18 protein-coding genes are annotated in these 16,902 nt (G+C 73.9%); 7 read left to right on the forward strand and 11 right to left on the reverse strand.

Annotation, left to right across the window (positions count from 1 at the left end; translation table 11 throughout):
• Positions 1 to 26: 26 nt before the first annotated feature.
• Both AB0C17_RS01915 and AB0C17_RS01920 read left to right on the forward strand, forming a co-directional pair.
• Entirely contained in the window at positions 27 to 1,688 is a 1,662-nt protein-coding gene (locus tag AB0C17_RS01915) for a hypothetical protein (RefSeq protein ID WP_357476257.1), read from the forward strand.
• Between the two features lie 34 nt (positions 1,689 to 1,722).
• Complete coding sequence (locus AB0C17_RS01920) at positions 1,723 to 2,607, forward strand: 3-methyladenine DNA glycosylase (protein WP_357388152.1); 885 nt, start codon at positions 1,723 to 1,725, stop codon at positions 2,605 to 2,607.
• A 25-nt stretch (positions 2,608 to 2,632) separates the two neighbouring features.
• Here AB0C17_RS01920 and AB0C17_RS01925 read toward each other — a convergent pair whose 3' ends face one another.
• The 9 genes from AB0C17_RS01925 to AB0C17_RS01965 form a co-directional block, all read right to left on the reverse strand.
• On the reverse strand, positions 2,633 to 3,754 hold the full coding sequence (locus tag AB0C17_RS01925) for a cellulose binding domain-containing protein (RefSeq protein ID WP_357476259.1): 1,122 nt from the start codon (positions 3,752 to 3,754) through the stop codon (positions 2,633 to 2,635).
• Between the two features lie 87 nt (positions 3,755 to 3,841).
• A complete protein-coding gene (locus tag AB0C17_RS01930) occupies positions 3,842 to 4,414 on the reverse strand; it encodes a GNAT family protein (protein ID WP_357476261.1) in 573 nt (190 codons plus the stop codon).
• Positions 4,415 to 4,463: 49 nt separating this feature from the next.
• Positions 4,464 to 4,889 (reverse strand): alternative ribosome rescue aminoacyl-tRNA hydrolase ArfB, encoded by a 426-nt coding sequence (arfB, locus tag AB0C17_RS01935; protein ID WP_357388158.1) that lies wholly within the window; start codon positions 4,887 to 4,889, stop codon positions 4,464 to 4,466.
• 9 nt (positions 4,890 to 4,898) lie between these two features.
• Positions 4,899 to 5,195, reverse strand: coding sequence for a hypothetical protein (locus AB0C17_RS01940; protein WP_357388160.1), 297 nt, complete (start codon positions 5,193 to 5,195; stop codon positions 4,899 to 4,901).
• 140 nt (positions 5,196 to 5,335) lie between these two features.
• Entirely contained in the window at positions 5,336 to 6,196 is an 861-nt protein-coding gene (locus tag AB0C17_RS01945; RefSeq protein WP_357388162.1) for a trypsin-like peptidase domain-containing protein, read from the reverse strand.
• Between the two features lie 39 nt (positions 6,197 to 6,235).
• Positions 6,236 to 7,195 (reverse strand): VWA domain-containing protein, encoded by a 960-nt coding sequence (locus AB0C17_RS01950; protein WP_357388164.1) that lies wholly within the window; start codon positions 7,193 to 7,195, stop codon positions 6,236 to 6,238.
• Positions 7,192 to 8,208, reverse strand: coding sequence for a DUF58 domain-containing protein (locus AB0C17_RS01955; RefSeq protein ID WP_357467176.1), 1,017 nt, complete (start codon positions 8,206 to 8,208; stop codon positions 7,192 to 7,194). Before AB0C17_RS01955 ends, AB0C17_RS01950 begins: the two co-directional genes overlap by 4 nt.
• A complete protein-coding gene (locus AB0C17_RS01960; protein ID WP_357476263.1) occupies positions 8,205 to 9,254 on the reverse strand; it encodes a MoxR family ATPase in 1,050 nt (349 codons plus the stop codon). The genes AB0C17_RS01955 and AB0C17_RS01960 overlap by 4 nt, the downstream gene beginning before the upstream one ends.
• 189 nt (positions 9,255 to 9,443) lie before the next feature.
• The gene (locus AB0C17_RS01965; RefSeq protein ID WP_357467173.1) at positions 9,444 to 9,971 is read right to left on the reverse strand and encodes a hypothetical protein; all 528 of its coding nucleotides are present in this window, start codon (positions 9,969 to 9,971) and stop codon (positions 9,444 to 9,446) included.
• Between the two features lie 276 nt (positions 9,972 to 10,247).
• Between AB0C17_RS01965 and AB0C17_RS01970 the strand changes: the two genes are divergently transcribed.
• Positions 10,248 to 11,228 carry an endonuclease/exonuclease/phosphatase family protein gene (locus AB0C17_RS01970; RefSeq protein ID WP_357476265.1) on the forward strand — a complete coding sequence of 327 codons (981 nt, stop codon included), beginning with the start codon at positions 10,248 to 10,250 and terminating at the stop codon, positions 11,226 to 11,228.
• Position 11,229: 1 nt separating this feature from the next.
• On the opposite strand, the gene cimA is transcribed toward AB0C17_RS01970, so the two are convergent.
• Positions 11,230 to 12,828, reverse strand: a complete 1,599-nt coding sequence (gene cimA / locus AB0C17_RS01975; RefSeq protein WP_357388174.1) for a citramalate synthase — start codon at positions 12,826 to 12,828, stop codon at positions 11,230 to 11,232.
• 314 nt (positions 12,829 to 13,142) lie between these two features.
• On the opposite strand from cimA, the gene AB0C17_RS01980 reads away from it, so the two are divergent.
• The 4 genes from AB0C17_RS01980 to AB0C17_RS01995 all read left to right on the forward strand — a co-directional run bounded on the left by AB0C17_RS01980 (position 13,143) and on the right by AB0C17_RS01995 (position 15,684).
• On the forward strand, positions 13,143 to 13,703 hold the full coding sequence (locus AB0C17_RS01980) for a peroxiredoxin (protein WP_030500869.1): 561 nt from the start codon (positions 13,143 to 13,145) through the stop codon (positions 13,701 to 13,703).
• A gap of 2 nt (positions 13,704 to 13,705) precedes the next feature.
• Positions 13,706 to 14,236, forward strand: coding sequence for a carboxymuconolactone decarboxylase family protein (locus tag AB0C17_RS01985; protein WP_357388176.1), 531 nt, complete (start codon positions 13,706 to 13,708; stop codon positions 14,234 to 14,236).
• A 192-nt stretch (positions 14,237 to 14,428) separates the two neighbouring features.
• Complete coding sequence (locus AB0C17_RS01990) at positions 14,429 to 14,893, forward strand: PRC-barrel domain containing protein (protein WP_357388178.1); 465 nt, start codon at positions 14,429 to 14,431, stop codon at positions 14,891 to 14,893.
• A gap of 50 nt (positions 14,894 to 14,943) precedes the next feature.
• Entirely contained in the window at positions 14,944 to 15,684 is a 741-nt protein-coding gene (locus AB0C17_RS01995; protein WP_357388180.1) for a tyrosine-protein phosphatase, read from the forward strand.
• Between the two features lie 101 nt (positions 15,685 to 15,785).
• Here the strand turns inward: AB0C17_RS01995 and AB0C17_RS02000 are convergent, their stop codons facing one another.
• A complete protein-coding gene (locus AB0C17_RS02000; protein WP_357388182.1) occupies positions 15,786 to 16,880 on the reverse strand; it encodes a branched-chain amino acid aminotransferase in 1,095 nt (364 codons plus the stop codon).
• Positions 16,881 to 16,902: the final 22 nt, after the last annotated feature.

The following is a 16,902-nucleotide window of genomic DNA, read 5'->3' on the forward strand; positions in this document are numbered from 1 at the left end:
AGCTTCGGGTCCGGAGGTTCGTTGGTATGCCTGCATCGAGACGACACCACAGGGCCCTGGCAGTGTTCGTGAACTGCCTCGGCGTCATCGCCGCCGTACCGGCGCTGTCCCCGGCGACGCCCCGCGCGGCCGCCGCCCCCGCCCATCCGGCCCCGCCCGCGGCGGTCATCCCCGGTGCCGCGGCCACCCCGATCCCGACCGGCGTGCCGGCGGTGCCCCCGGCGGTGCCGACCACCGGCCCGGCGCAGGTCCGGCCGACGATGCCCCCGGTAAGCGTGGCGGTGGGCGCGTCGGGTACCCCGGCGCCGGGGTACCGGATCGAGGTCCGCAACGCCGGCACGGCACCCGTCGACACGATGGTCCGGCAGGAGTTGCCGAACGGGTCGCGGGCCACCGCTGTGACAGGCGGTGGCCGGGCCAGCCGGCCCGCCGGGGCGAGCGCCGGTGAGGTGACCTGGCGGCTGCGGCTGCCGGCCAAGAGCACCACCACCTTGCACACCGCGCTGTCGGTTCCCGGCCAGGGCCGGTCGGTGACCGCGCCCACCTGCGTCTACGGCACGGACGGCACCCGCCCGTTCGACTGCGCCACGGCGACCTGGGTGGGGGCCGCGACGGCTCCGGCGGCCCAGATCACCGCCGCCCCGGCCTGGCGGCGGCCGCCCGTGCTGCTCGCCGCGTTCACCGCGCTGCTGGTGGTCACCGCCGGCGTGCTGTGGTGGGCCGTGCGGCGCCGCCGGCGCGCGGCGGCGGGAAGCGCCGCGCCCGGCGTCATGGTCCGCGGCGGGACGACACCTGCCGGGGGTACGCCCGGAGGCGGCGCGACACCCACCGGCGCCCCCGGAGGCGGTGCCCGCCACACCGGCGTCGTGCCCGGCCTCGGCATACCCGGCGAAAGCGGGCCGGGCCAGGCCGGATCGGCCCAAGGCGGACCGGGTCAAGGCATGCCGGGTCAGGGCGGACCGACCCAAGGCGGACCGACCCAAGGCATGCCGGGTCAGGGCATGCCGGGTCAGGGCATGCCGGGTCAGGGCATGCCGGGTCAGGGCGGACCGGGTCAGGGCATGCCGGCCCGAGGCGGTCCGGGTCGAGGGCCGGTCGAGCGGGGCACCGTCTATCCGCGGACGTCCGTACCGTCGCCCGCGAGCCGCCGTCGGAGGCCGCCGGTCTGGCTCGTGGTCGGCGTGGCCGCGGCCGTGCTCGCGGGTGTGGTCGGCGCGGCGGCCTGGTCGGCCACGCAGCGGGTGGCCGCGATGGACACCACCAAGCAGCCGACGAGCGGCGCGTGGGTGGGCACCAGCGTCACCGGCGCGCTGGGCCAGCCACTGCGCGAGAACGCGTTCGAGTTCACCGTCTACCGGCTGAGCTGCGGCGCCGACGTGCTGCCTCCGGCGCCCGGTGGCGGCCGGCCGTGCCTGGCCACGATCGGGGTGCGCAACCTCACGTCCGAGGACCAGACGTGGCACGGGCAGTTGCAGCGCGCGTACCTGCCGAGCGGGAACTGGGTGGCCGCCGACGAGGACGCGACCCGGGTGGCGAACCTGGGCCGGGACGTCTTCACCCAGCCGGTGGCAGCCGGGCGGCGGGTGCTGCTGCCGCTGGTGTTCACCATGCGTGGGGACGAGCCGCCGAAGCGGCTGGAGCTGCGCAGCGGCGTCTTCTCCGCGGGCGTGCGGGTGGACGTGACGTGATCCGGGCACGGGCGGCGGTCGTACCCTGGGGTGTGTGACCGCCGCCCTCGCCCCCGCACTCGACCGGGCCGACTGGCAGGCCCGCCGGCAGGCCCACGAGGCGCGGGTGGACGCCTGGCTGACGCCGCACCTGGCCCGCCGTCGCACCGGGGTGAAGCACCCGGTGGAGGACTTCCTGTTCACCTACTACTCGCACCGCCCGGCGCAGTTGCGCCGCTGGCACCCGGGTGCGGGCGTGGTGCTGCGCGACGCCGAACCGGCCGCCTTCGGCCCGGACTACACAGCGGGCGCCGCCGGGCTCACCCTGGACACCGACCGGGTACGCGCGCGCCGCGCCGAGTCGATCGCCTGGATCCGTACGCTGCTCGCGGCGACCGCCGCACGCCCGGCGCACTTCGGCTGTTTCGGCATGCACGAGTGGGCGATGGTCTACCGGCAGACTCAGGAGCAGGTGCGGCACAACGCCTGGCCGCTCCGGCTGAGCCCGGCGGCGACGGCGGCTGTGGTCTCCGAGCGCGGCGTGCGGTGCAGCCACTTCGACGCGTTCCGCTTCTTCACCGCGCCGGCCCGGCCGCTGAACGTGCTCCAGCCGACCCGGGAGGGTCAGCACGCGCTGGAGCAGCCGGGCTGTCTGCACGCCAACATGGATCTCTACAAGTGGGCCTACAAGCTGTCGCCGCTGGTCCCGTCGGAGCTGGTGGCTGACTGTTTCGCGCTGGCCCGGGAGATCCGGGCGCTGGACATGCGGGCCAGCCCGTACGACTTGGCCGATCTGGGCTACCCGCCGGTGCGGGTGGAGACGCCGGAGGGCCGGGCCGAGTACGCCGCCGCCCAGCGCGAATTCGCCGAGCGGGCCGCCGGGTTGCGGGCCCGGCTGCTGGCCGCGCTGGACCGCGCGACGCCGGCCGACCACCGCTGAGCGCGGGGCCGGCCGGCGCGGCCGGTCAGTTCGCGGCGCAGGTCACCGTCGGCGCCGGGTTCGGGGCGGCACCGTCGGCCAGGAACCCGAACGTGGTCTGGGCGGCCGGGGCCAGGGCGCCGTTCCAGCTCGCGTTCCGGGCGGTCACAGTGGTTCCGGTCTGCGTCACGTCGGCGCTCCACGCCTGGCTGATCCGCTGGCCGCCGGCGAGCGGGAAGCGCACGGTCCAGCCGGCGATCGGCGCGGTGCCGTCGTTGCGCACGGTCACCTCCCCCTGGAATCCGCCCGGCCACTGGCCGGCGAGGCGCCAGGTGGCGGTGCAGCCGCCGGGCGTCGACGTCGGGCCCACGGTGGGCGACGGGCTGAGGCTGAGGCTGACGGTCGGCAACGGCGTGGGGCTCGTTGTCGGGCCGGGCGTGGTGCGGCCGAGCGCGGCGACCAGCGCGGGGTACCACCTGTCGGACATCTTCTGGTCCCCGGCCGCGTTGGGGTGCACTCCGTCGTAGGTGTCGGTGGCGGTGCTGAACCCGGTCCACTGGTCGACGACCACGATCGGTGAGGCGGCTGTGGTCTTCCCGGCCGCCCAGCCGTCGATCAGCGCGTTGAGGGCCGCGGTCCGCTGGCCGCACTCGGGGCAGCTCGCCGGGTTCATCGGGATGATCTTCGCGACCAGCACTGTCGTGGCCGGGTTGGCGGCGCGCATCTGGTCCACCAGTTTCGAGTACGCGGCCAGGATCGTGGCGGGCGCGATGTTGCTCCACACGTCGTTGGTGCCGAAGTGCATGAGCACGACGTCCGGGCGGGTGGCGGCCAGCCAGCCGGGCAGCAGGTTCTGGTTCGCCACGTTCGTCGCGAGGTAGCCGCCGTGGCCCTCGTTGTCGCCGTCGTAGGGCACGCCGCAGCCCTGCGGCCCGAGTGTGCCGACGAAGTCGACGTCGGTGTGGCCGGTGGACTGGAGGCGGTTCCAGAGCAGCGCCCGCCAGCAGCCGGGCGACCCGGTGATGGAGTCGCCGAGCGGCATGACGCGGATCGGGGTGGCCGCCGCGGCGGCCGGGGGCGGGGTGGCGGTGAGAGCGAGGCCGAGGGCGAGGACCGGCAGCAGCGCGGCGAGTGCGGTCAGCGCGGCGCGCAGGGGGTTTCGGGACATGCGGAAGGGACTCCTGTCACTGTGACGTGGTGGTCGGTGACGGCCCTGAAGCTCCCATACGCATTGAAGCGCTTCGACGCCTTCGGCTCAACCCTCCGGGTTGCCCCGGTGCTCGTTCCACTCCGGGGCGAGAATCGACATGACCGTCGCGTCCACCCAGTCGTCGCCGTCGCGCAGCACCTGCCGCAGCGCCCCCTCGGCGACGAAACCCACCTTCTCGTAGGCACGCCGGGCGCGCGGGTTGAACGCGAACACCTCCAGGCCGATGCGGTGCAGGCCGAGCTGTTCGAAGCCGTACCCGACGACGAGCCGGACCGCCTCGGTGCCGAGGCCGCGGTCGCGGCCGCCGGGCCCGATCAGCGTGCGGAAGTTGCAGCTGGCGTTGGCCCGGTCCCACTCGTTGAGCACCACCTCTCCGACGCAGGTGCCGCTGACCCGGTCCACCACCGCGAGGTCGAGCCGGTCGCCCTGGCTGTTGCGGGTGCCGTACCAGGCGCGCAGCCGGGACGGCTCGAACGTCTCGCCGGCCGGGCTGCCGGTCAGCCGGGCCACCTCCGGGTCGGCCAGGATCTCGGCGAGCGCCGGCAGGTCGTCGTCGTGGAACGGGCGCAGCACCACGCGCTCGCCGGTGAGCGTGGGCTTGACGGAGAAGTCGATCACGGAGCGGAATTCTCCGGGCGGCGTGCGCGACGGCTCAACCGGATTTCGGTCAGTCGCCGTCCACCCGGCGGTCGCGTTTGCGCTGGGACTGACGTTTCTTCTCGGCCAGGCGGCGTTCCTTGGCGCCGCGCGACGGGCGGGTCGGCCGGCGCGCCTTCGGCGGCGGGGCGACCGCGTCGCGCAGCAGCGCGGCCATCCGCTCGCGGGCCGCCTCCCGGTTGGCCAGTTGCGCGCGGTGTTCGCTGGCTGTCACCGTCAGCACACCGCCGACCAGGCGGCCGGCCAGCCGGGCCAGCGCCCGTTCCCGCAGCGCCTCCGGCACGCTCGGCGAGCCGCCCAGGTCGAAGCTCAGCTCCACCCGCGAGTCGGTGGTGTTGACTCCCTGCCCGCCGGGCCCGGATGACCGGGAGAACCGTTCCCGCAGTTCGGCTGCGGGCAGCACGAGCCGGTCGGTCACCCGCAGTCCGTCGTCCACGCCCCGAGGCTAGCGCCCGGCGCGGTGACTCGGGGTGGGGGTGGCGCTCGGCGTGGGACCGGCCCGCTCCTCGCCGCCGCCGGCCGCCGCGTACGCGGCCGCGCCGAAGAGCAGCAGGGCGATCACGGCGAGCTTGACTGCCACGCCCCGGATCGCCAGCCAGGCGTTGCGCCGGGCGGTGGGGACGGTGGTCCGGGCCGTCCGGTAGTCCGTCCAGCCACGCTTCGCACGCGCGTAGGACGCGCCGACTCCGGCGCCGATGATCAGGCCCACCAGGAGGAGGGCCGCGATGACAGCTTGCTCCACCTCCGCCAGTATCCATACTCAGCGTAATATTTCTATGCTCGGATGATTTCGCGCCGGATATCCGACACTTCGCACCGATCTTGCACTGCTTGTGCAGGTCAGCGCCCTGCGCGGGGCGGCGGGCCGCCCGCGCGGGCGGCTCAGCCACCCCGGCCGATGATGGTGTCGGCGGTCTGCTGGACCTGGTCGATCGGGATGGCGAAACCGATGCCGATCGAGCCGCTGCCGTCGATGGTCGCGATCGCCGTGTTCACGCCGACCACCTCACCGCGCGCGTTCACCAGCGGCCCACCGGAGTTGCCCGGGTTGATCGAGGCGTCGGTCTGCACCGCCGTGTGCCGGCCGTTGCCGATCCGCACCTGCCGGTCCAGGGCACTGACGATGCCCGCGGTGACGGTCCCGGCCAGCCCGAGCGGCGACCCGACCGCCAGCACCGGCTCCCCGACCCTCGTCGAGTTCGCCTTCGCGAGCGGCAACGGCGGCAGCCCGGCCGACGCGGGCACCTTCAGCACCGCGAGGTCGCTGCCCGGCTCCCGGCCCACCACCTCGGCCGGGAAGCGCCGCCCGTCCGAGGTCTCCACAGTCACCGCGCCGGCGCCGCCCCGGGCCAGGATGTGGTCGTTGGTGACGATGTGCTGCTCGTTGTCGATGGCGAACCCGGAGCCGGACGCGGACGCGCCGGAGCGGCCCCCCACCATCACCGAGACCACCCCGGGCACCGTCTTGCCGGCGGCGGTGACCAGTTCGGCCGGCACCGGCGCGGCGGACGCCGCCGCCGGTCCCGGCGCGCCCCGGTCGGCCGCCCAGGTGCCGGCCGCCGCGCCGGAGACGGTGGAGAGCGCCACCACCGCCGCCACGCTCAGCAACCGGTGCCGGAGGCTCCGCCGCCCGGCCTCCGGCCCGCCCCCGGGTACGTCCCGGTAGCCGCGCCCGTCCGGGTCCAGCTCCGGCGAGACGAACCACGGGCCGCGTGGCTCGCCGAGTCCGGTCTGCACTGCCATGCCTGGCTCCTCACGTGTCGTGCGGTAGTGGTGTGCGGGTCAGGGCAGCCGGGAGAACCACCGCAGCGAGCCGGCCGCGGCGCCCATCGCCAGGACCAGTCCGAGGCCGATGAAGCGGGCCGAGACGTCCTGCCGCTCGGTGCGGTAGCCCACCGAGGTGCCGATGTCCTCGTAGACGTCCTTCAGCTCGGCGCTGGTGGACGCCTCGTGGAAGCCGCCGCCTGTCGCCTCGGCGACCGCCCGCAGCGTCTGGCCGTCCACCGGCACCTGGATCGCCCGGCCTCCCCTGTCGACCGAGCCGCCGGGCGTGCCGAAGGAGATGGTGTGCACCGGCACCTTCGCGGCGACCGCCTGGTCGGCGGCCTCCATCGGGTCCATGCCGGAGGTGTTCGCGCCGTCGGAGAGGATGATGATCCGGGCCGGCGGCGGGTCCTTGGCGGCGGTGGCGTCCAGGCTCTTGACCGCGCCGAGCGAGGTGCTGATCGCCTCGCCGATGGCGGTGCCCTGCACGCCGGTGATGCCCTCGGCCAGCCGCCCGATGCCGTCGTGCAGCGCCTCCCGGTCGGTGCTCGGCGGCACCAGCACCGCCGCGCTGCCGGCGAACGCGACGAGGCCGACGTTGAACTCGTCGGGCAGCCCGTCGACGAACCGCCGGCCCGCCTCCTTGGCCGCCGTCAACCGGTCCGGGTCCACGTCACCGGCGAGCATCGAGGTGGAGACGTCCACCGCGACCATCACCGTGGCCCGCTCCCGGGGCACCCGCACCTCCGCCTCGGGCCGGGCGAACCCGACCACGAGCAGCGCCAGCATGGCGAGGAACAGGCCCGCCGGGACGTGCCGCCGCCAGGCCGGGCGGCGCGGTGCGACCCGGTCGAGCAGGCGCAGGTTGGTGAAGCGCACCGCGTACCGGCTCTGCCGCCGTTGCAGCACCAGGTAGCCGGCGACCAGGGCGACGACGGCGAGCAACAGCCAGAGGCGGGCGGGTGACTGCCAGGTCATGCGACACCTCCGCGGGCCGCGGCCGGCACGGTGGCCAGCCGGCGCTGCTCGTGCACGTACCGGACGACGTCCGCGCACCAGTCCCGGTCGGTGCGCAGCGCCAGGTGGGTGGCGCCGGCCCGGCGCAGCGTGCGGCGTACCTGGTCGCGCTGCTCGGCGGCGGCGTGCGCGTACCGCTCGCGCAGGGCCGGGTCGCCGGTCCACACCTCGCGGTGCCGGCCGCTCTCCGGGTCGACCAGCGTGACCAGGCCGACGTCCGGCAGCTCCAGCTCACGCGGGTCGGTCACCTCGACCGCGAGCACCTGGTGCCGGACCGCGAGGCGGCGCAGCGCCGCGGCCCAGGGCGGCGGCGCGGCGTCCGGGTCGTCGGGCAGCTCGTCGAGGAAGTCGGAGACGATCACCACGAGACCGCGCCGGGTGGCCACGCGCTGGAGGCCGTCCAGCCCGTCGACCAGGCCCGGCGCCGCGTCCGTCCGGCCCGCGCCGGCCGCGCCGACGCCGTCGGAGTCCGGCAACTCGCCGGTACGCGGGGCGCCGAGCAGCGCGCGGAGCAGCCCGAGCAGATGGGTACGCCCGCTGCGGGCCGGGAACCGGCGCAGCCCGTCCGGGGTGAGCACCTGGGCGCCGAGCCGGTTGCCGACTCCGGCGGTGAGGAAGCCGATCGCCGCCACGGCGGCCACCGCGAGTTCCCGTTTGTCCAGCGTGGACGTCCCGTACTCCATGCTGGGGCTGGCGTCGACGAGCAGCCAGGTGGTCAGTTCCCGGTCCGCGTCGACCTCCCGTACGTGCGGAACCGTGGTCCGGGCGGTGACCGCCCAGTCCATCCGGCGTACCTCGTCCTCACCGGGCCGGTACTCGCGGCTGCCGGCCGCCTCACTGCCGGGACCGGGCAGCAGGCCGCGATAACGGCCGTGCAGCAGGCCGTCGAGCCGCCGGGTCACAGTCAGCTCCAGCCGGCGCAGCCGCTGGTCCGGGGCGAGATCGGCGAGCCCGGGCTCGGCCGCGCCGGTCATGCCGCCGCCAGGTCGGACACCGTCTCCGTGGGCCCGTTCACCAGCCGGGGCGGCGGCACCGCCTCGATCACCCGGCGCACCACGTCCTCGCCGGAGATCCCGTCGGCGATGGCGTCGAAGGAGAGCACGAGCCGGTGCGCCAGCACGTCCACAGCCAGTTCCCTGATGTCCTCGGGGAGCACGTAGTCCCGGCCGTGGATGAGCGCCTGGGCGCGGGCGGCGGCGACCAGGCCGAGCGTGGCCCGGGGGCTGGCCCCGTACGCCAGCAGGGGCACGACGTCGGCCAGGTCGAAGCGCTGCGGGTCGCGGGTGGCGAGGATGAGGCGGACCACGTACTCGGCGAGCGCGTGGTGGACGAAGACGTCGGTGGCGCGGCGCTGGAGGTCGCGCAGCCGGACCGGATCGAGCACGGTACGCGCGGTGGGTCGCGCGGTGCTCATCCGGTAGAGGATGGCCAGCTCGTCGGCGTCGCTCGGGTAGTCGACCACGACCTTCATCAGGAAGCGGTCGCGCTGTGCCTCGGGGAGCTGGTAGACGCCCTCGGACTCGATCGGGTTCTGGGTGGCCAGGACCAGGAACGGGTCCGGCACCGGCCAGCTCCGGCCGGCGATGGAGACCTGCCGTTCGGCCATCGCCTCGAGCAGCGCCGACTGCACCTTGGCCGGGGCCCTGTTGATCTCGTCGGCGAGCACCAGGTTCGCCATGATCGGCCCCAGCTCCACGTCGAACTGTTCGGTGGAGGCGCGGTAGATGCGCGTGCCGACGATGTCGGAGGGAACCAGGTCGGGGGTGAACTGGATGCGGGAGAACGTGCCACCGACCACTGTGGCGAGCGTCTGCGCCGCCAGCGTCTTCGCCACCCCCGGTACGCCCTCCAGCAGGCAGTGCCCGTCGGCGATCAGGGCGGTGAGCAGGCGGTCGACGAGCCGATCCTGCCCGACGATCACGCGTTTGACCTCGGCGAGGGTCTGTTCCAGCTCGACGCCGCTCGCGTCGGCATCGACCGGGCTGGGCACGCTGGCGCGGGTGTCCGAGATGTCCGTCACGGTGCTTGCTTCCCGTGCCGGACCGGCGACAAACGTCGGATTATCGGCCCCTGGGCGGTGGTCGCCGGGCCGGACCGGCAGCATCTCCCCAGCCGGGGCGCAACGGCACGAACCGGCGCGGCACCGGCCGGACCGGCACGGAACACACCGGCCCCCGCCGGAGCGGGGGCCGGTGCGGGGTGGGGCCTGTCAGTTGGCGATGACCAGGTGGAACGGCCGGTCCGCGGCACCGCCGGTGGAGTTGCGCGTCTGCACGAAGACCGCGTTCGGGGTCAGCGTGCGGGGCGCGACCGACACCTCACCGGCCGGCGGCACGTTCGCCGTGTCGTTGGTGCCGATGGTCGCCACGTACGCCTTGGCGGACACGTTGTAGTCCAGCAGCACCTGGTACTGCCCGGGGGACACCCCGGTGCCCGGGGCGAACCGGAACGCGGACACCACGTTGCCGGAGTGCTGCAGCAGCGTCCCGTTGGCCGCCACGACGGCCCAGGCGACCTGCCCGGCGGCGGGCGGGGCCAGGGTGGCCCGCATGGCGGTGCGGGCGGCCTGCCGCTCGACGGCGGTCACCGGCGGCTGCGCCGTGGCGTGCCGGACGCCGGGCTGCGGCTGCGGCTTCGCCTCCGGCTGGGCGGCCGCGGCGATCCCGCCACCGGCCAGGCTGAGCGACAGCGCGGCGAGCGCCACCACCGTCGCCTTTCGCTTGAAGAATGTGGCCATGAGTTCTCCCTTGGTAGGCCGTGGTGATACGGCGACTGCGCGCGTCGAATTGCGGATCATCGGGATTCCGCCGGGAGCGCACCGCTCGTGAGCTGGCCTTACTACAGAGAGTCGCGACATCTCAATCAGGTGGAACCTAGCACCGGAAAATGCGGGGGGTCAATAGCGTCATTGCGTGTCCGAGCCACGGGAAAGATGCTCAAAATTGCGAGGAACAATTCGCGAAATTGTTTCGGAGGGCGTCGCGCCGGCGTCGCCCCGGGTAGTCTGACCGCCATGATCACCATGTCGGGGCCGCCCCGGGGCGGACGCCCGGCCACTGCCGCGTGCTGGCTCGCTGTCGCGCCGGTCGCCGCGTGGGCGCTGATCCGCCTGACCGGGCTGGAACGCGGTCCGCTGGTCCAGGCGATCGCCTTCACGCCGTACGTGGCCGCCACGGCCCCGGTGGTGGCGCTGGCGGCGCTCGCCCTGCGGCGACGTGGCCCGGCGGCGGTAGCGGTGCTGGCCGCGCTGGCGCTGATCGGCGCGGTGGCGCCCCGCGCGATACCCGGCGACCGGCCCGCCGCAGACGGGCCGACGGTACGCCTGCTCACCGCCAACCTGCGCCTCGGCTCGGCCGATCCGGCCGCGCTGGTGGACCTGGTCCGCACGCGGCGGGTGGACGTGCTCACGGTGCAGGAACTCACCCCGCCGCTGGCCGCCGAGCTGGACCGGCTCGGCCTGGCCACGCTGCTGCCGCACCGGTCGTCGAACCCGGAGGTCGGCTCGACCGGCTCGGGCGTCTACGCCCGCCACCCGCTGCGCGACGGCGGTCACCGCCGCAACCAGGGCTTCTTCTTCACCCAGGCGTACGCGACAGTGGCGGTGCCCGGTGCGCCGCCGCTTCGCGTGGAGTCCGCGCACCCGGCCGCGCCGTACGCCCTCGACGTGGTCCCGGACTGGTGGACCGACCAGCGCGCCCAGCCACCGGCCACCCCCGACGGCGGGCTGAGCGTGCTGGCCGGGGACTTCAACGCCACGCTCGACCACGCGGCGCTGCGGGACCTGATCACCACCGGCTACACCGACGCGGCGGACGCGGCCGGAGCCGGGTTCGGCGGCACCTGGGGCCCGTACGACGGCGACCCGATCCCGCCGATCACCATCGACCACGTACTGGTGGACCGGCGCGTCGCGGTGGTCGCCGCCGGCACCTTTCCGGTGCCGGGCAGTGACCACCGCGCGCTGCTGGCCGAGCTGCGCCTGCCGGCCGGCTGAGTCAGGCGGCCGTACCGCCCGCCACCCGGGACCGGTCCAGGCCGTAGGTGAGCGCGTCGACGAGCGCGTGCCAGCTCGCCTCCACCACGTTCGGGTGCACGCCGACTGTGGTCCAGTCCCGGCCGACGCCGGCGGTCTCCACGAGCACCCGGGTGACCGCGCCGGTGCCGTGGGTGCCCTCCAGGATGCGCACCTTGTAGTCGGCCAGCTCGAACTCGCGCAGCTCCGGGTAGTGCCGGGCCAGGCCGACGCGCAGCGCCTCGTCCAGCGCGTTCACCGGGCCGTTGCCCTCGGCGGTGGCGATCACCCGCTCGCCGCGTACCCGGATCTTCACCGTCGCCTCGGAGACCACCGCGCCGTCCTCGCGGTGCTCGACGATCACCCGGTACGACTCCAGCGCGAACGGCCGGGCCGGCGCGGCATCGGGCAGCTCGGAGCGGACCAGCAGCTCGAACGAGGCGTCGGCGGCCTCGAACGACCAGCCGTCGGCCTCCAGCTCCTTGACCCGCCGGGTGACCTGGGACAGGGCGTCCGGATGGCCGGCCAGGTCCAGACCGAGCTCGCGGCTCTTGAGCTCGATGCTGGCCCGGCCGGCCATCTCGGTCACCAGGATCCGCATGTCGTTGCCCACCACAGCGGGTTCCACGTGGTTGTAGAGCAACGGGTCGACCTTGATCGCGCTCGCGTGCAGCCCCGCCTTGTGAGCGAAGGCGGCGGCCCCGACGTAGGCCTGGTGGGTGTCGGGGGCGATGTTGGCGATCTCGGCGATGGCGTGCGAGACCCGCACCATCTGTTCCAGGCAGCCCTCCGGTAGGACGGGCATGCCCAGCTTGAGCTGGAGGTTGGCGACGATCGCGAAGATGTCGGCGTTGCCGGGGCGCTCGCCGTACCCGTTGGCGGTGCCCTGCACGTGCCGGACGCCCGCCTCGACTGCGGCGATCGTGTTGGCGACCGCGCAGGCGGTGTCGTTCTGCGCGTGCATGCCGAGCAGTTCCGGCGCGATCCCGGTCCGCGCCACCAGTCCCTCGATCACGGCGGTGACCTGCGACGGCAGCATGCCGCCGTTGGTGTCGCAGAGCACGAACCGCTCGGCGCCGGCGGCCAGCGCGGTCTCCGCCACCGCTGTGGTGTAGCCGGGATCGAACCGGAACCCGTCGAAGCAGTGCTCCCCGTCGACGAAGACGCGCCGCCCCTGCGCCACCAGGTGCGACACGGTGTCGCGGATCATGGCGAGGTTCTCCTCGGCGGTGGTGCGCAGGGCGCGCTCCACGTGCCGCAGGTCCGCCTTGGCGACCAGGGCGACGGCCGGGGTCTGCGCGTCGAGCAGGCCGCGCACCTGCGGGTCGTCCTCGACGGCGAGGCCGGCCTTGCGGGTGGCGCCGAAGGCGACCAGGATCGCGTGCCGCAGCGTCAGTTCGGTGCGGGCGCGGCGGAAAAACTCGGTGTCCTTCGGCACCGCGCCCGGCCAGCCGCCCTCGATGAAGCCGACTCCGAGGTCGTCCAGCAGGCGGGCGACCGCCAGCTTGTCGACCACCGAGTACGTGAGCCCTTCGCGCTGCGCGCCGTCACGCAGCGTCGTGTCGTACACCTGGAACGTCATCGGAGTCCTCTTCTCGTGCCCTGGGGAGCAAACAAAAAGACCCCCCGCGGGATGCGGGAGGTCTGCGCGCTCGGCGAGGGAGAGCCGGCGCGCTAGCTGCTAATGATCAGGACGAAGCTGGTCACGACACGTACTCTGCCACCCCACCCCGGTTTTTGGGAGGTCTAACCCATATTTCGGGACGACGACCCGGCCGGTGATCACCTTCACACACGGCGACGCCCGCCACGAGCACGAACCGGGCTCCGGAAGAATCTTGAACTGATCCAGTTACTGGCCCGGCGGTATCGCCGGGCCACGCTCAAGGAGGACCCGTGCTCACTGTCGGTGACCACTTCCCCGAGTACGAACTCACCGCCTGCGTGTCGCTCGACGCCGACAAGGCGTTCGAGACGATCAACCACAAGTCCCACGAGGGCCAGTGGCGAGTCGTGTTCTTCTGGCCGAAGGACTTCACCTTCGTCTGCCCGACCGAGATCGCCGAGTTCGGCCGCCTCAACGGCGAGTTCGCCGACCGCGACGCCCAGGTGCTCGGCGTCTCCGTCGACAACGAGTTCGTCCACTACGCCTGGCGCAAGGACCACCCGGACCTGCGCGAGCTGCCCTTCCCGATGCTCAGCGACATCAAGCGTGAGCTGACCTCCGCCTGCGGCGTGCTCGGCGCCGACGGTGTCGCCCAGCGGGCCACCTTCATCGTGGACCCGAACAACGAGATCCAGTTCGTCATGGTGACCGCCGGTTCGGTCGGCCGCAACGTCTCCGAGGTGCTGCGGGTGCTCGACGCGCTCCAGACCGACGAGCTGTGCCCGTGCAACTGGAACAAGGGTGGCGCGACGCTCGACGCCAACGCGCTCCTCGCCGGCGCCGGGGCCTGACCATGGGTCTGGACGCGATCAAGGCGGGCCTGCCGGAGTACGCCAAGGACATCCGGCTCAACCTCGGCTCCACCATCACCACCTCGACGCTGAAGCCGGAGCAGGCCTGGGGCACCGCCCTGGCCTGCGCGGTGGCGGCCCGCAACCCGGTGGTGCTGCGGGAGATCGCCGCCGAGGCGGCCGGTCACCTCACGCCCGAGGCGGTCACGGCGGCCAAGGGCGCGGCCGCGGTGATGGCGATGAACAACGTCTACTACCGGGCCAAGCACCTGATCGGCGACGAGCAGTACGCGTCGCTGCCGGCCCGGCTGCGGATGCAGATCATCGCCCGGCCCGACGTGGAGAAGACCGACTTCGAGCTGTGGTGCCTCGCCGTCTCGGCGATCACCGGCTGCGGCGTCTGCCTGGAGTCGCACGAGAAGACGCTGCGCGCCGCCGGGTTCAGCCGTGAGCAGGTGCACGAGGGGCTGCGGATCGCCGCCGTCGTACACGCCGCCGCGGTGACCCTGGACGCGGAGGCCGCCCTGGCCTGACCCACCGGCCCGCGCGGCCCGACCGGTCACCGCGCGGCTGACGGCCCGAGGGGCCGGCGTCACCACCGTGGCGCCGGCCCCTCGGCGTCGGCGGGTCGGCCGCCGGCGGGTTGGCGCCCGGACAGGGTGGGTAACCGTCCCGACTGACGACGGCGCCGCGACGGCCGCGGCCCTGGGGACGGGAGGCGGCACATGGACGGACTGGACCCACGCAGCACGCACGGCGGCACCGAGCCGATCCTCGACGACGGCCGGGGCGCGGTCGCCGGGGGCGCTCCGGCGGGCGCCTTCGACCCGTGGCGCTACCGCGACGAGGCGGGCGTCGCGAGCGCCGACCTGACCGGCTACAAGGTCGAGGCCACCGACGGCGCCATCGGCAAGATCGACCGGGCGAGCCACGAGGTGGACGACAGCTACCTGGTCGTGGACACCGGGCCGTGGATCTTCGGCAAGAAGGTGATGCTCCCGGCCGGCACCGTGAACCACGTCGACCACGACGCCCGCACCGTGCACGTCGACCGGGAGAAGGACCAAATCAAGGCCGCCCCGGAGTACGACGAGTCCAGCCACGCCGATCCGGGCTACCGGGACCGGCTCGGCGGCTACTACGGCGAGAGCCACTCGGCGCTGCCGCCGGACGTACCGCCGCGCATCTGACAGCTCGGCGACGGCCGGCGGGGACGTGCTGACGCCCGCCGGCCGTTACCGTGTCGGATGTGGACGCCCCGCAGAGCCCCTTCCCCACCCTGTTCAACTTCCGCGACGTCGGTGGGTACGCCGCTCGCGACGGGCGCACCGTGCGTCGCGGCCGCCTCTACCGCTCCGACTCGCTGCACCGCATCGACGAGACCGACCGGAGCGCGTTCACCGCGCTCGGCATCCGCACGGTGATCGACCTGCGCCGGCCGTCAGAGGTGGAACGCGACGGCCGGGTGCCCGCCTACGACGGGCTGGCCTACCGGCACATCCACCCCGAGCACGCCGACTGGGGCGCGAAGCGGTTCGGTGACTCCGGCGTCAGCCTGGCCCGCTACCTGGCCGACCGGTACGCCGACCTGGCACGCACCGGCACGGCGGGGCTCGCCGAGGCGGTCGGGCTGATCGCCGACAGCGCCAACGCGCCGGTGGTGGTGCACTGCGTCGCCGGGAAGGACCGCACCGGCATCGTCTGCGCGCTCACGCTCTCCGTGCTCGGGGTGCCCGACGAGGACGTGGTGGCCGACTACGCGCTCAGCACCGCCGCGTCGCGGCGCTTCACCGAATGGGTCCGCGCCACACTGCCGGACGCGGAGGAACCACCGCCGCCGTTCCTGGAGTCACCGGCCGAGACGATGGAGCTGTTCCTCGCCGAGTTGCGCACCGGCTACGGCTCCGTCGAGGGCTACCTGGCCCACGCCGGCGTCACCGAGACGCAGGTGGAGTCCCTCCGCACCCACCTCCTGGGCTGACCGCCGCGCCGCCCCGACCCTGCCCAGCGGTGATCAAGGAGTTGGTGTCCTCGTCCGCGCCGGAACCGGACGCAAACTCCTTGATCACCGCGGGAGGACAGTCAGAGGACGCGGGTGACCCAGCCGTGCCGGTCCTCGGCGCGGCCGCGCTGGATGTCCACCAGCTTCTGCCGCAACGCCGTGGTGGCCCGGCCCGGCTCGCCGCCGCCGATGAGGAACTCGCCGTCCGGGAAGCGCACGCCGCCGATCGGGGTGATCACGGCGGCGGTGCCGCAGGCGAACACCTCACGCAGCCGCCCGCTCGCGGCGTCCGCCTGCCAGTCGTCGAAGCTGACCGGCGCCTCCCGCACCTCGTGCCCGGCCTCGGCGGCCAGGGTGAGGATCGCGTCGCGGGTGATGCCCGGCAGGATCGTGCCGCCCAGCGGCGGGGTGACGATGCTGCCGTCGTCGTAGACGAAGAAGACGTTCATGCCGCCCAGCTCGTCGACGTACCGCCGCTGCACCGCGTCCAGGAACACCACCTGGTCGCAGCCCGCCTCGATCGCCTCGGCCTGCGCCGCCAGCGAGGCGGCGTAGTTGCCGCCGCACTTGGCCGCGCCGGTGCCGCCGGGCGCGGCCCGGGTGTAGTCCGGCGAGACCCACACCGTCACCGGCTTCACGCCGCCGGCGAAGTACGCGCCGGCCGGCGAGGCGATCACGCAGTAGAGGTATTCGTTCGCCGGGCGGACGCCGAGGAACACCTCGCTGGCGAACATGAACGGACGCAGGTAGAGGCTGGCGTCCTCGTGCTCCGGGATCCACGCCTGGTCGATCTCGACCAGGCGGCGCAGCGAATCCACGAACGCCGCCTCCGGCAGCTCCGGCATGGCCAGCCGGCGGGCCGACGCGACGAACCGGGCCGCGTTGGCCTCCGGGCGGAACATCGTCACCGCGTCACCGGTGCGGTACGCCTTCAGCCCTTCGAAGATCTCCTGCGCGTAGTGCAGCACCGCCGCGGCCGGGTCCATCGGGATCGGCGCGCGCGCCTCCAGGCGGGCGTCGTACCAGCCCTTGCCCTCGGCGTAGCGGATCGTGACCATGTGATCGGTGAAGACCCGGCCGAAGCCCGGGTTCGCCAGCAGGGCGGCCCGGTCGGCGGCGGATACCGGCGCGGGATTCGGACGGATCTCAAAATCGAGCATGTCACCACCGCTCATCGCGCTGACCTCCCTGCGGGTT

The sequence above is a fragment of the Micromonospora sp. NPDC048887 genome, assembly GCF_040649715.1.
GTDB lineage: Bacteria > Actinomycetota > Actinomycetes > Mycobacteriales > Micromonosporaceae > Micromonospora.

What these genes read in the sequence shown, in the direction of transcription:
- AB0C17_RS01915 (WP_357476257.1), top strand. Translation starts at nt 27, where the DNA reads ATGCCTGCATCGAGACGACACCACAGGGCCCTGGCAGTGTTCGTGAAC.
- AB0C17_RS01925 (WP_357476259.1), bottom strand. Translation starts at nt 3,754, where the DNA reads ATGTCCCGAAACCCCCTGCGCGCCGCGCTGACCGCACTCGCCGCGCTG.
- AB0C17_RS01945 (WP_357388162.1), bottom strand. Translation starts at nt 6,196, where the DNA reads ATGGCAGTGCAGACCGGACTCGGCGAGCCACGCGGCCCGTGGTTCGTC.
- AB0C17_RS01950 (WP_357388164.1), bottom strand. Translation starts at nt 7,195, where the DNA reads ATGACCTGGCAGTCACCCGCCCGCCTCTGGCTGTTGCTCGCCGTCGTC.
- AB0C17_RS01955 (WP_357467176.1), bottom strand. Translation starts at nt 8,208, where the DNA reads ATGACCGGCGCGGCCGAGCCCGGGCTCGCCGATCTCGCCCCGGACCAG.
- AB0C17_RS01965 (WP_357467173.1), bottom strand. Translation starts at nt 9,971, where the DNA reads ATGGCCACATTCTTCAAGCGAAAGGCGACGGTGGTGGCGCTCGCCGCG.
- AB0C17_RS01970 (WP_357476265.1), top strand. Translation starts at nt 10,248, where the DNA reads ATGATCACCATGTCGGGGCCGCCCCGGGGCGGACGCCCGGCCACTGCC.
- cimA (WP_357388174.1), bottom strand. Translation starts at nt 12,828, where the DNA reads ATGACGTTCCAGGTGTACGACACGACGCTGCGTGACGGCGCGCAGCGC.
- AB0C17_RS01985 (WP_357388176.1), top strand. Translation starts at nt 13,706, where the DNA reads ATGGGTCTGGACGCGATCAAGGCGGGCCTGCCGGAGTACGCCAAGGAC.
- AB0C17_RS01990 (WP_357388178.1), top strand. Translation starts at nt 14,429, where the DNA reads ATGGACGGACTGGACCCACGCAGCACGCACGGCGGCACCGAGCCGATC.
- AB0C17_RS02000 (WP_357388182.1), bottom strand. Translation starts at nt 16,880, where the DNA reads ATGAGCGGTGGTGACATGCTCGATTTTGAGATCCGTCCGAATCCCGCG.